Annotated in this window: 3 protein-coding genes; all 3 read left to right on the top strand. The window is 44.5% G+C overall.

Annotation, left to right across the window (positions count from 1 at the left end; genetic code table 11):
• The first annotated feature begins 51 nt into the window (after positions 1–51).
• Genes HYG79_RS07930 through folB form a run of 3 tightly spaced genes read left to right on the top strand, consistent with a single transcriptional unit; the run spans position 52 to position 15,824 of the window.
• A complete protein-coding gene (locus HYG79_RS07930) occupies positions 52–14,454 on the top strand; it encodes a T9SS type B sorting domain-containing protein (RefSeq protein ID WP_179241567.1) in 14,403 nt (4,800 codons plus the stop codon).
• A 19-nt stretch (positions 14,455–14,473) separates the two neighbouring features.
• Complete coding sequence (locus HYG79_RS07935) at positions 14,474–15,421, top strand: PorP/SprF family type IX secretion system membrane protein (RefSeq protein ID WP_179241568.1); 948 nt, start codon at positions 14,474–14,476, stop codon at positions 15,419–15,421.
• 46 nt (positions 15,422–15,467) lie between these two features.
• Complete coding sequence (gene folB / locus HYG79_RS07940; RefSeq protein ID WP_179241569.1) at positions 15,468–15,824, top strand: dihydroneopterin aldolase; 357 nt, start codon at positions 15,468–15,470, stop codon at positions 15,822–15,824.
• Positions 15,825–15,829 lie beyond the last annotated feature (5 nt).

The following is a 15,829-nucleotide window of genomic DNA, read 5'->3' on the forward strand; positions in this document are numbered from 1 at the left end:
TGAATAGCGGTACGCAGAACAAACCAACCAAGAACAAAATCTACTGACCGGATGAAACCATTTTTTTCGAAAAAAACCCTATTTCTTCTTTTTGCGGCTTTTTGCGGCTTTGCCCTAACCCAAGCTCAAGATATTCCCTTTACCCCAAGGCTAAACGAAGGGGGCAATACCTACGTCAACATAAAGGGGGACTACACCTTTTTGTCCAACACGGTCATGAACCGCAGAGACAATAACAATACTGCAAATGACCCGTACAACGGTAACCGAAGCAATAACAACCTTCATATAGAGTATATTGATATTGATGGGGACAATACCACATTCAGTTCTACAAGCTCAACGCTGTCCGTGCCTGCCTGTTCGCAAATTTATTGGGCGGGGTTATACTGGGCAGGGAATTATGATAGAGATGTGGTCAACAGTCGCTACCGAGGTTCTTTGCCCAATGATAACAATCATTACGACTTCAGGAATATAAAGTTCAAGGTGCCCGGTGGCAACTATATTGATATTTCGGCCGACACCTCAGCTGATCCGGTGGGCGATGAAGACGATGTAATTATAGATGGTTTTCCAAATAACGTTCCCAACGACCCTTATGTTTGTTACAAAAACGTTACGAGCCAACTACAAGCGTTAGCCGATCCAAATGGGGAATATACGGTGGCCAATGTACGGGGTACCCGTGGTCGTACTTCCTATGGTTCGGCAGGTTGGACACTCGTCGTCATATACGAAAACCCAACATTGCCCGGTAAATACATCTCCGTTTTTGACGGTTATGAAGGCATTACCACACGAAGCGGGGACAGAACGGCAGACGTACTGTTTAGTGGGTTTAACACTATTCCAACAGGCCCTGTTCAGGCAAGACTGGGGGTTAGTGCACTTGAAGGAGAATCTAGGCTAGACGGTGATGTTTTTCAAATACAGTCCAATAGTAATTCCAACTTTACCGATATTACCAATGCAGCAAATCCAGATGATAATTTCTTTAACTCTACGATTTCCAGAGACGGGGTAAATGTAACCACTAGAAATATAAACGGTAGAAATGCGATCGGATATGACTCCGATGTTTTTGATTTGACCAACCCCGGAAACAGTATTATAGACAATGGCGATACAAGTGCAACATTGCGATTGGGAACAGACGGGGATTGGTTTGCCGCCTTTCTAGTGGCTTTTGGTATAGAAATCATTGAGCCAGATATTGTCCTCGAGAAAAAAGTTGAAGATATCGCAGGCAACGATATCACAGGGGCAGGGGTTAATCTTGGACAGACCTTGGATTATGTATTATCGTTCAAAAATATCGGTAATGATGATGGTACAAATTATACGATACGTGATATCTTACCCTTGAACGTTACTTTAGATGAACTCAATATTACATTACCGGCGGGTGTAACGTATGTTTATGATGAGCCTACACGTACAATTACTTTTACCGTACCGGATAATTTAATACAAGAAGGCGACCCGGTTTCCTCAATTCGGATGCGGGTAAGGGTTGCCGAGAATTGTTTTGATTTTGTAAACGCCTGTACCGATATTATTCAGAATTTGGCCTATTCTACTTATGAGGGGGTTATTAACGATAATCAAATAAGTGATGACCCTAGTGTTACCGATTTTGATGATTGCGGTTTTGTAACCCCTGGTGCCACAAACTTTTTATTGGATGACCTTTCGGCTTGTAATTTTACCAGAACAGTGCTGCTTTGTGGTAATGATGTAACGTTGGATGCAGGAAACAACTTTGATTCCTATGTTTGGTATAGGGATGAAAACGGAAACAACCTCATTGATGGTTCCGACACTGTTCTTTTGAACGGGGGGCCTGGGGACGACACATTTGTTGTAGATGAAATCGGCACCTATATTGTAGACAAGATTGTTGCTGACCCTTGTAAGGGCTTTCAAGAAATTATTGTAGTAGAGCGCTTTGGGGCTACCCAGACCAACCCTATTTCTACTTTGATAAACGACACGTCAAATACCGTTGAAGGTGAAATATTGATTTGCCCGAACGATGGCGAGGAACTGCCCGAGATATTCCTGTGCGGACTTAACGATTCCGAGCCTATTCAAATAAATATTCCTGATGCCGATAGCATTGTTTGGCAGCAATTGGATGAGGGTAGCTGTACCGCTTCGGCGCCTGAATGTGCCAACAAAAATGCGACCTGTACTTGGAACAATGTGGAAACGGGAAGCAATTTCTTGGCTTCCAATGCGGGTCAATACAGGTTGGTCATCAACTATGAAGATGGTTGTAGCAGTATTTTCTACTTCAACATTTTTAAAAACAACTTGGACCCCCAAGCGGACACAAGGGACATTATTTGTACCAGCAATGGTAACATTACCGTAACCAATATGCCTGCGGACTATGAGTTTCAGCTTATTGACAATGGCACTGGAAACCCTGTTGCCAATTATGATTACGCCACCAATGGAACCAATAGAAGTTTTGATATCGCAAACAATGGTGACTACACCGTAGAAATGCGTCAGCAAGGCGTAACCGATGGTTGTGTTTTCCGTATCGAGGACATAGGTATCCGTAGAAGGAATTTTACAGTAGATATTACCACAAAAGATACCGATTGTAACGGACTTGGAGAGATATCAATCTCAGCATTGGACGTAGAACCACAATATTACTATGAAATTTCAGGGGTGTCCTCGGACACTTTTGGGCCTACCGATGATACGAATTATAGGTTTACCGGACTTAGTGACGGCACATATACCGTTACCGTTACTACCGATGACGGCTGTACATATACCGAGGATGTCACCATTAACGATGTCACCGATTTGGCGGTATCGGCCATTACCACTAAAAACATTGATTGCACCGATGGCCAGATTACGGTCACTGGGTCTGGGGGTAATCCTACTCCGGATTATAGTTATGCCATTTGGAGCTACAATGGCGTTGATCTGTATTCCGGTGCGGATGTTGCGGCACAAATCGCCAACATCCCCGGTTCTGCCTACCAAGTTGGTACGGACAACGTGTTCACGTTTACCAACGGGGAAGAAGGCGATTACGAATTCATCATTATAGATGGTAACAATTGTCCGGCCTTTTCCAATTCAACCACTATTGAAGTATCCGCTTCGATAGAATACACTATGTCCTTTACAGATGAAACCTGTTTTGGGCTTGAAGATGGGACAATATCCTTTAACGTTACCAACACCAATGGATATTCTTTGGAGTATACCCTTCTTGATGATTTGGGTGCCGAGATCACTACCAATAGCTCTGGTAATTTTACAGGATTGGCACAAGCCGACTATCGCGTAAGAATACGACAGCAAAGTGGGGGTGTTGAATGCTTTTTCTTTGAAGATTTTACCATTGGCGGACCTGTTGACGGGGTAAGTGCAGATGCTGTTTTAATACAGGATTATACCTGTACCGGCAACGGAATCATAGAAGCACAAAATGTCACAGGAGGAACGGCTCCTTATTCATACAGTATTGACGGTATTACGTTTATACCGGACACAACGCCCAACGCCAACAGGTTTGAAAACCTAACGAACGGCACATATGAAATTACGGTTAGGGATGCAACGGGATGCCCTGTTGCAACCAATCGGATAACCTTGGATCCTTTGAACCCACCAACGGATTTGAGCTTTTCTGCAACCCCTCCCAACTGTCCTACACAAACTTCTGACGTTACCGTAACCGTTACTGATGGGAACGCTCCTTTTGTTTTTGAAATTACGGCTCCTTCCCTAATAGCGGCCACTAGCATAACAGGAAATACGGCGGCTTTTGACGGCCTTGCGCCAAACACTTACTCCTTTAGGGTAACAGATGATAAGGGTTGTGTCTATAACGAGACATTCACTATAAATCCAGTAACACCCATAGATGTAACAGGACAATTGGTCAATAATATTACCTGTTTTTCCGATACCGACGGGGCGGCAAGATTTACCGTTTCCGGGTTTGGAACAAACTACGATTATAGTGTTACAGGACCTTCAAGTTTTAGTGGAACGAACGAGACCAACACAACTATTGACTTAACAGGCTTGGATGACGGAACGTACACGATCACCGTAACGGACAACACAACTAATTGTACCGATACGGCTAGTGTAACCGTACAAGCCCCTGCTGCAGCGTTGACATTAAGTGCAAGTGAAACCCAACCTACCTGTACATCTACGGCTAGCGTTGCCTTAACGGCTGCCAATGGATGGGGCGGGTATACCTATACCTTGCTGAACCCCGACACAAGCACTTTTGGAACCAACACCTCGGGGAACTTTTCAGGTTTTACACAAACAGGCACATTTACCGCAAGAGTTACCGATGCCAATGGATGTGTATTTGATACAACATTCAATATAGATGCCGCAGTGGCACCTGTTTTGGAAATAGTCCCCAATGCAAGCTGTTATATTGCAGCAAACGGCCTGACCCTCACTGCCAATGTGACCTCGGGCGGAGACGGAAACTTTGAATACAGCCTTAACGGTGGTGTTTTTGGCACGACCAACACGTTTGCGGGTCTAGCCCCGGGAACACATAGAATAGACGTAAGAGACGGTAAAAATTGTACGGCTTTTGAAACCATAACCATAAATCCTGAATTGACCGTTACGGCATCAGCAGACAACATTACCGCTTGTGGAACAGCGACCAATGTAACGGTAACCGCAGCGGGCGGAGATGGAAACTTTGTGTACTCCATCGTTGCCGACGGGTCTGCTCCGGGCACTTTCAGTACAACCAACCCTGTTTCAATTACAGGCACGGGGGATTATGACGTGTATGTAAGGGACAATGCAGGGGCAACAGGGTACTGTGAAGCCGTATTCGATTTGAATGTTGCTCAAGATGCGCCTTTGGCCCTGAACATAACCAATACGGACATAACCTGCAGTGGTTCGTCAACCTCGACCATGACCATAGTGGCCTCTGGCGGGGAGGCCCCATACAGATACAGTATCGATAATGGGACTACTTTTGAAACGTCTGGCGTTTTTGTTAATCAGACCGCAGGAACCTATAATATTGAAGTAAGGGATACCAACAATTGTCGTATAACCCAAACCTATACCATTACTGAGCCATTTACGCTTTCTGCATCTGCCGCTGTAACGGCATTGGTAGAATGTAACCCAACCGATGGTGCCGAGGTGCGTATTACCAATGCACAGGGCGGAACAGCTCCGTACACTTATAGTTTTGATGGCGGAAGCACCTATGTTAGCAACCCTATTGGCTTTTTACAGCCGGGAAACCATACCGTTTACATTCAGGATGTTAGAAATTGTACCTTTCCAATGAACGTAACGGTCGACCCTCAACCTACTGCGCCGACCCTGTCTGCTTCTGTAGATTATGAGTGTGACGGCGAGGGAACAGTGACCATTACACCGAGCAGTACCGATTTTAATTATACCTATTCCATAGATGGGAGTCCGAACTCACCGAACACCTCCAACGTTTTCAACAATGTTGTCGTAGGGAATCATACGGTTTCTGTTGATTATATCAGCAATACCCCTCCAGCTAGAAGCACGTTGTTATTGGAAAACTTTGGTGTTGGGCCTAATACAAGTATAACCGAAATAGATCCCGCCTATTGTTATGAACCCCAAGACGGTACTGTTTCAGCATGTAATCTAGGGTCGCCTACACGGATAAATGATGGAGAATATTCTGTTACTCAAGTAATAAACAATCCTTTTGGTTCTTGGAGAAACCCCAATGACCATACCGGAAATACCGGTGGTAGGTTTTTGGCCATTAATGTTGGTGGTGCTGCAGGTGTTGGTGGAATAGTCTATGCCAAAAGAGGTGTTGAAATAATTCCAAATAGAGATATTACAGTTTCTGTATGGGCCTTTAACCTATTGAGAGTGGGTACAGGAGGGGGTGATCCTACCATTGAAATACAACTGGTAGATAGTGGTGGTTCCGTTATTGCTAGTACAGCAACAGGAAATATTCCAAAAAACAACAATGCGGATGATTGGCAAAACTATACGGTAACCCTAAACCCAGGTGCTAATACAAACCTTGATATAGTAATCAGAACTAATTCTGCGGTTACAGGCGGGAACGATATCGCTATTGATGACATTGAAGCCTTTCAAACCCCTGAACAATGTGAAGGGACCGTTACCATCGACGTAAACGTTGAGGACGGTCGTGCATTTGGTGCCGAAATCACTTCATTTACCAACGAAACCTGTAACACGGCAGACAATGGCACAATTACCTTTTCAGTTGAAAACTTTGGTGCCACAGGGTTTCAATATTCGGTAAACGGCGGAGCTTTTTCAACAGCTCAAACTTCACCTTCGACAGTAACCCTTACTGGGCTTATTGCAGATGATTATGACATCGTGGTACGGGATGCTTCCGATACTACGTGTTCAATAACCATCCCCACTCAAACCATAGGCGAACCAGCCGCTTTGAGCGTGAGCAATGTACTGACTCAGCCAACCTGTATCGCAGACGGTTCGGTAACTGTTGCGGCCAGTGGTGGCACTGCTGGCTATAGCTATCAAATTGAACAACCCAACGGTACTGTTTTAGGCCCACAAAACGGAAACAACGCTTTTGTTGGTTTAGATCAAATCGGTTTACACACCATTACCGTAACCGATGCCAATGGGTGTACCGCAACGGATACTTTCACAACGATTGCCCCCACAAGCCCAGTGGCCAGTATAGATGCTGCTTCAAATCTATGCTATTCCGCTACGGTTGCAGGTTCTGCCAGTGTTATTATTGATGCCTCTGCGGGAACCGCTCCATATATGTACCGTATGAACGGAGGTGCTGACCAGGCAACCCCTACGTTTAATAATGTAACCCCTGGCAGTTACACCTTTACGGTAACCGACGCCAATGGTTGTACCGACGATGTGAGCGTGACCATTGCGCAAGAATTAACGGCATCCGCCGTGTTGAACGCAGACCTAATCTGTACCGTAGACGCCTCTGCTACCATAAGCGCCAATGGTGGTTCGGGTAGCTATTCGTACGAATGGTCAAATACACCATCACCATCCGGCACGTGGAATGCCACCAACTTTGCGGGTAACGTATTTAGCACAAATGCCCATGGAACCTATTATTTTAGGGTTACAGACGCTACGACGCCTGCCGTTTGTCGTGTAATCATAGGCCCAATAACCGTAACCGAAGCGGTTCAGCCGGTAATCAATACTGTTACGCCGACCAATGTTACGTGTAACGGTGAAGACACGGGGTCTTTAACCGTTGATATCGACACTTCTGTTGGAAGGCCGCCCTATACCATAGAGGTTATTGAAACCTCAGGCCCAACAAACTATGGAACACAAACGACAGGTCTTCCTGCCGGAGACTACGAAGTACGTATAACTGATGACAAAGGGTGTGTTTCCAATCCTTTCCCTGTTACCATAACCGAGCCAAACGCCGTTAATCCAAATATATCGAGCACCAATCTAACGTGTACGGCATCGGCGACGGTGTTAGGAACCATCACAGTTGATGCTTCGGGAGGAACCGGTGATTATTTTTACAGAATAAACAATAACGATTTTAGCGTAAATCAAACCTATGATACCAACGGCAATCCAAACAGCCACACCTTTACCGGGTTAAACTTTGGTGATTATACCGTTAGTGTTACTGATGATAATAATTGTGAAACCATAAGCACGGTAACCATCACGACTGGTCCAGACGTTTTGGTGACCACTCAGGGAGCTTCGGGCTGTACCGTAGGTAGTGGTGAGATGCTGGTAGAGGCTCAAGCGTCCAATGGTACTTTAGGTGTAGGAACGTTCTATTTTGCCATCTATCCTGCTCCGACTTTCAACGCAGCTGATCCGGCATGGTTTCCGGAGGACACCCCCTCATCGAACTCACATTTGTTTACGGGTCTCACACCTGGTGTAACCTATACGTTTGTAGTACACGATACCGATACCAATTGTGAATATATACAAGAAGCTACGGTTCCTGTTTCCACAACCTCTACATTGTCATCTGTAATTGATGCTACTTCGAATATTACATGTTTCGGCAGTACTGACGGCACAGTGGAGTTCACGATTTCAGGGTATGGCGGAAATAATGTGGGTTATGAGATTTTTACAAGCGATACTAATGTGTCTACCGGTATAACCGGAAGTATTTCCGGAGCGGTCGGAGGTCCTGAAACTGACACGGCGAACAGTATTGCGCCAGGTGATTTCTATATTTTGTTTACCGAAATCGACGGTCCCAATGCGGGTTGCGTAATCGCTTCCGATGAATTTACAATACAACAAGCACCAACATTGTTGAGTGTTACCGCCACATCTCCCACAAACGACAATTGTAACGTAAACACAGGTATCGTTTCGGCAACGGCACAGTTTGGTGTAGCTCCGTATGAATTCCAGTATCTGTTGGCTAGCGCTACGGCTCCAACAGCAACATCTCCGGGTTGGACGAGCAGTACCACCGCAAGTGTGGAATCTGGCAACTATCGTGTTTATGTAAAGGATGCCAATAATTGTATACAATTTGATGATGTAACCGTAAACTTGGATTCAAGTCCGGCTATCTCGGTTGCCGTTATAGACGAATGTGTTACCGAGGGAGCGTTTGAGGTATTGGTAACGTTGGATACGGCCGGTAGCACTCCCTATTTATTGAGTGTAAATGGCGGTGCTTTCCAAAATATTACATTCACGGCCGGTGAGTATACTGTAACAGGATTAAGCTCAGGATTAGGACAAACCATAGAGATTCGTGATTTGAATGGTTGTGGCGAGTCTGAAAACATCGATATTCATCCACCGTTGCGGTTCAATGCCGTTTTGACCACATTAGCGGATTGTGAGACTACTCCAGGTGATGATAATGCACAGATTACCCTTGATGCCTTTACTGGTTCGGGTAGTTATGAGTATCAGGTATTTAATGGGGCCACATCGGTTCAAACAAGAACAGCACTTACGCTTACGGCTGGTGAGTTCGTATACAGTGCTCCCGTTAGCGCAACAGACGAAACCTACACGATAACTGTGTTTGACCTCAACAGAACCGATGCTTTAACGTCTAATTGCTCTTTTGCTGTTGACGTTTTTGTTCCAACGGCCGTTCAGCCTGTAATCAATACTATTTCTACTACCGAAGTGAGCTGTTTTGGCGCAAACGATGGGTCAATATCAATTTCAGTCGTAGATAACGGTGTAGGGCCTTATACCTTCCAAATTATTTCAGGAGGCGGTAGTTCTGTTGGCTCTCCAATAACACCTACTTCATTTACGGCTACATCGGCAACTTTTACGGGCTTGGCGGGCGCAGTGAGTCCAGGTGAAACATATACCATACGAACAACGGGCGCAAACCTATGTTTTGTCGATACGAATCAATCGGTTGTTCAAAACCCAGATATTACGGGCATAAATGCGATAGTCGACCCCTTTGGATGTACCTTAGGCAATACCCCGGATAATGCAACGATTACGGTATCTGGAATGGCAGGAGGTTCGGGTACCTTTGTACGCTATCGCTTCTTTAGAACCGATGATCCATTGACCGTAGCGGTAGAACCGGATGTTGAAGTGCAAAACAATGCCAATAATATTTATACTGAAACCGATTTTGCAGGAGGTTTTTATGGCATAGAGGTTTTTGATGATAAAGGTTGTGCGGGGAGCACTACCGCAAGGGTTCTTCCTTTTGATGTGCTACAATCCGCCTCAATTGCTATTGACGACCCTATTTCGTGTACCAATGCAGGGGAAGATATCAGTATAAATGCCATAAGTTCAATAACCGATTTTGGAACCAACCCGGCTAACTATGAATTTAGGCAGTTGCCTAGCGGTACTTTCTCCGGAACCAACACATTTAACGATTTGGCGGTCGGCACGCACAATTTTGAAGTACGTAATGTTGCGACAGGATGTATCATTCCTGTTTCACATACCGTAGTCGAGCCCAATACGTTCACCATTGATGTTGTTAAACTAAGTGATGTACAGTGTTTTGGCTCCGAGACTGGAGAAATAACTTTGGAGTTGCTTGATACCACATATACTGGCGGCTTTAACTGGACCATTTACAACACTAATGGAACAGCAGATAGAGCGGATGATACGGTTTATCCTGGTGCCGACGGCACAGGCAGTATAGGAACCACAGGTCCTACGGGAACTTTAAATTTAACAGCCGGAAGTTATATTGTTGAAATTTCTCAGGCGGCTTTCCCAGAATGTACCAATATTGAGGCGTTCAGTATCAATGGTCCTACAACGGGAATCACGGGAGATACCGAAGTTACCGACATTACATGTGCTCCAGGAAATAATGATGGTGTCATTCAGGTAACCAATGTAACTGGCGGATGGGGTGATTATCAATATTATGTAAGCACAACCCCAAATACGGATGAGTTTAATGTTGCCAACTATGTTACCAATCCTAGGTTTTCAAACCTAGGGGCGGGTACTTATGAAGTGTGGGTAATCGATGTAAACGGATGCCCGGAAAGATTGGCTGATGTGGTGCTTGACAACCCAACGCCCATTGTGGCCCAATTACAAATAAACCAAGAAAACTGTACCAATCTACAGGGCGAGATTGAAGTAGTTGGTATACCAGCAACCGACCCCGTAAGTGGCGGTCAGGGAAGCAACTATACCTATCAGTTGGTAAAAGATGGTGCTGATTTTGGAGCGCCACAAAATACAACGGTATTCTCAGGCCTTGGCGCGGGGATATATGAGGTTCGCATCAGCGACCAGTGGTCTTGCGTTACTACGCCATTGATAGGGCCTGTTGAATTGTATGAAGAAATGAACCTTACCGCTACAATCGTTAAGCCGATTGACTGTACTCCAGACCCGGGCGGACAAATCACCATAACCGTTTCGGGCGGATCCAGTAATTTGGAATTTATGGTTACGCAACCAGATGCGACTACAATCACACAATCAAGTGGCATATTTACGGGACTTACACAAATAGGCACCTATTCTTTCCGCGTACGGGACTTGGATACGAACAACCCAGTGTGCGAAAAAACGGTTACCGAAAGATTGGATGATAAGGTAGACCCTGCACTTTTGGCGTCGACCATTGATAATGTAAGTTGTTTTGGTGGCAATGACGGTAGTATTCTGGCCAACCTTGACCCGGCAACCAATACAAATCCGACGTATACCTATGAACTCTATCGCACATCTGACTTGGTAACTCCCATAGCGACACAGACCGATCCGTTGTTTGAAAACCTAAATGCAGATGATTACAGGATTATCGTTATTTCAAGTAGAGGTTGTGAAGGGTTTAGGGATGAAACCATAACAGCACCAACAGAACTATTGATAAATGCAACAGCATCACCTTTTACCTGTGCAGCCAACAATACGGTGAACACATCAACGGTTACTGTGGCTATTTTGGATGGTGTCACAACTCCAGGAACACCTTCCGGAACATCACCTTACCTGTATAGTATTGACAATGTAAACTTCCAAACCACAAATACGTTTGAAATCATTGATAACGGAATGGATCAAACCATAACCGTTTATGTAACTGATGGTGAGGGTTGTCCGGCAACGGATACAGTGACCATCACTGCTTTAAATACATTTACAGCTTCCGTAGCGCAAAATCCCGGAGGTGCAATTTCTTGTGCCAATCCTGAGGAAGTTACGATTACCGTTACAGAGGGTGGTGCGCCAGGAGATATATATTCCTTTGAATTATTACCTGTTCCGAACACAGATGGTGCTCAAGGAGCTACGACAAACACCTCGTCTATTTTTAGTCTATCGGAAGTGGGAACCTACACATTTCGGGTGACCAATACGACTACGGGTTGTTATGTAGACACAGCGCCTTATGAAGTTGCACCGTATGACTTGATTGATGTGGTTGCTACCGCTACCGCGCCGGTATCCTGTTTTGGTACTGCAACAGGGGCTATGGAAATCAATATTACCGGTTACTCGGGCAATTATGACTATCAAGTGTTCGATAGTGCCAACAACCCTATTGGCAGTGTTGTAAGCACGGACACAAGCATAAACCCAAGAAGTATCACCGGATTGCCCGGCGGAAACCTTTACGTTAGGGTTACGGAAACCGATGTTCCCTTATGTACTGAAAACTCGAATACCGTAACTATCGTTTCCCCTATTGAGGCGTTGATTGCCACGGCTAGTCCGCAGGCGCCAACGACCTGTACGAATGATCAAGGAGAAATATTGGTTACGCCGACTGGTGGTTATGCCCCTTATGATATTGTGCTGACCAACACCACAACAAGCCAAACATATACTCAGTTGGATGTAATGTCCTACTCGTTCGAAGGCCTTGCCGCAGGTAGCTTTACAGTCCAAATTACGGATAGCGGCGTGGTTCCTTGTGTGTTCAATACAACAGCTACTTTGGCCGCTGCTGTACCGATTACGGCAGATATCATGGCAACGCCAACGACACTGCTATGTTATGGCGACACCAACGCAACGGTTAGCGCAACCAATGTAACGAACGGGGAAGGTGTTTATCAATATCAAATAAACCATTATGACCCGACCGGAACTATAATCGACTTTACAAGCGGTACTCAAACAAGCCCTATATTTAACAATTTGGGTGCGGGTATATACAGTATTACCGTAACCGATGGTTGGGAGTGTGGCGTTGAAACCGTTCAAGTAACCATTAGCGAACCTATTGAAGTTATGGCTTCCTTGACCCAGGTTTCCCAGCTTACCTGTACTACCGATGCCGAGCTATTGTTGACCGCCACTGGTGGAACGGCCCCATATACGTACAGTGAGGATAATGTGACTTTTGCCCCAATGTCAGGCGGCAACACACATCGTTTTGATGTGCGCGAAGGCAGTTATCAGTATTATATCGAAGATGCGTTTGGTTGTAAGGCCACTATTTCAAATAGGGTTTCAATTGAAGCTGTAGCTCCACTTGTAATCGACATTGATGATAGTGCGGCTATCGTAAACTGTACCGATGAAACCACAGCGACCATTATTGCGAACGTTACGGGCGGCTTGGGCAACTACTCCTATGAATTGTTCAGGGATGCTGCCTTGACCGATTTGGCCGCAGGTCCCCAGGTTGCCGATAACGTATTTGATAACCTCGGCGCGGGTAGCTACTATGTAAGGGTTACTAGCGTAGATTGCATTGAGGTTTCCAGGGAAGTCGTAATCGAAAACCCAGATCCGTTGACCATAGTGAGGGAGGAGTTTACCAACGTTACTTGTAATGCGGCAAATGACGGAACCATTAGTGTAGAGGTTGCTGGTGGAACCGGGGAGATTCTATATGCCATTACACCTACTCTAAATCGATTTGATGCCGAAAACACGTTTACAGATCTTGAACCTGGTGATTATGAGGTTATCGCTCAAGATGAAAGAGGTTGTTTTGTGTTGTTCTCTTTTACTATAGATGAACCATCCCCAATTGACGCTCAAGCGACAACCGTATTGCCTGAAGTGTGTGCGGGTAGTGAGGACGGCTCTATCGAATTGACCATTACCGGGGGAACCGCTCCTTACAGAACTAGTCTTAATTCAAATGCCGATGCCGATTTTGTTACAGATCAGGTGTTGTTTACAGATTTAGCGGCCGGCACGTATGTCATTTTCGTAAAGGATGCCAATGATTGTGATGGCAACGTTATCGTGGAAATTGAACCCGGTGTCAACCTTAACGGTTCCGCTGTGCCTGTTTATGAATGTATGGGTGACACGCCAAATAATTTTGTCAACATAACCATGGATGATGACTCCGTTTTGGGCTCCATCATGTATGCCCTGGATTCAACTGATCCAAGCGACATGCAATTGAACCCGGATTTCAGGAATATTGCGCCCGGAGACCATTATATTGCTGTTTCGCACGCCAACGGTTGTGTTGCCACGATGGATTTCAACATTATTGGCTTTGATCCGTTGCAATTGTCCCTGGAACAAAACAATATCAATGAAATTACGGCCTTGGCAACAGGTGGGCTAGAAGAATACACCTTTACTTTTGATGGTAGGGAAAACGGAAACACCAATACTTTTATCATCAATAGGACCGATACATATACCGTTACGGTTACCGACCAAAACGGTTGTGAGAGCAGTGCCGAAATATTTATGGAGTTTATCGATATAGAAATCCCCAATTTCTTTACTCCTGATGGTGACGGCCAAAACGACCTTTGGATTCCAAGGAATTTGGAAGCCTTTCCCGAGATACTAACCATCATTTTTGATCGTTATGGTAGGGAGGTCTATAGAATGGGTATCGATGATAACGGATGGGACGGTTTTTACCAAGAAACCGAATTGCCTACCGGAGATTACTGGTACATCATAAAACTCCAAGGTGCAGAAGACGATCGGGAGTTTGTAGGACATTTTACCCTGTACAGATAAAGAACTTAACCTAAAAATTATGCGTAACAAATTAGTAGCTCTAGTACTGCTTTTAAGTGCTTTTGCCACCAATGCACAAGAACTTACACTGCCCCAACTGTCCCAATATTTGGCAGACAACCCTTTTGTGATGTCCCCGACCTATGCAGGTATAGGCGATCATATTAAGATACGTGTAAACGGCCTTACCCAATGGGTAGGTATCAAAGACGCTCCTGATACACAGTCATTGGCTGCTGATGCCCGGGTCGGGAACAAGTCGGGTTTGGGGATTCTTTTCTATAACGATAGTAACGGGGAAACCAAACAAAGGGGAGCAAGGGCTTCTTTTGCCCATCATTTGACCTTGGACAGGTATGATGACGAGTTTTTATCTTTCGGTTTATCCTATAATTTCAATCAATTTCGTATCGATATCGAAAATTTTAGGGACAATAACGATATGTCGGTAACCGATGACCGGGCTACCACCAATCACAATTTTGATGTTGGCGTTCTATATAGAAAAGATAAATTCTACTTTAGTTTGAACGCTTCCAATCTTTTGGACAAAGATCTTGAAAGGTTCAATCCTGTTTTTGAACCCAATAGATTGAGAAATTATTACGCCTATACAGGTTACAGGTATACCAAAAACAAAAACAGCAAATTAGAGATAGAGCCTTCTGTGTTTTTTCAACTATTTGAAAGTGATGGTCGGTCGGTAACAGATTTGAACGTAAAATTTAGATGGTACGATTTTGAAGATTATTATTATGCCGGGGTTACCTATCGTTTTTTGAACGATCAAATTGGTAGTCCGTTATATATTGCACCAATAGTAGGCCTTAAAAAGAGCAATTTTTATTTTGGATACTCGTACCAAGTAATTCTGAACGAGATTTTGGGCTTTAGTTCGGGAACACATGTTGTGACCTTGGGGGTCGATATTTTCCAAGGGCTGAGTAATTGTAGGTGTATGTACTAACTTCATTTTGTATTGTGTTAATTTTACAAAATAAAACGCAGTACAAATGGGTATAGTTAAAGTTGAAAATATTAGGGTATACGCTTACCACGGTTGTTTGCCGGAAGAGACCATAATCGGGAGCGATTATTTGGTTGATGTTGAAACTTCGGCAAATTTAGAAAAAGCATCCCATACTGATGCCTTGGAAGATACCGTTGATTACGTTCATATAAATCATATTGTTAAGGAAGAAATGAAGATTCCTTCCAAGCTTTTGGAACACGTGGCAAAACGTATAGCCGATCGTATTTTTAATGAAATACCCATGGTTGTGAATAGCGTTATTTCTGTTTCAAAAATAAATCCGCCAATTGGTGGCGATGTCGAGAAGGTTTCGATAAAACTTAGCTTTCATCGATGAAATAC

The sequence above is a fragment of the Costertonia aggregata genome, assembly GCF_013402795.1.
Classification (GTDB): domain Bacteria; phylum Bacteroidota; class Bacteroidia; order Flavobacteriales; family Flavobacteriaceae; genus Costertonia; species Costertonia aggregata.

Coding starts and splice junctions, on each gene's coding strand:
- HYG79_RS07930 (WP_179241567.1), top strand. CDS start 52: ATGAAACCATTTTTTTCGAAAAAAACCCTATTTCTTCTTTTTGCGGCT.
- HYG79_RS07935 (WP_179241568.1), top strand. CDS start 14,474: ATGCGTAACAAATTAGTAGCTCTAGTACTGCTTTTAAGTGCTTTTGCC.
- folB (WP_179241569.1), top strand. CDS start 15,468: ATGGGTATAGTTAAAGTTGAAAATATTAGGGTATACGCTTACCACGGT.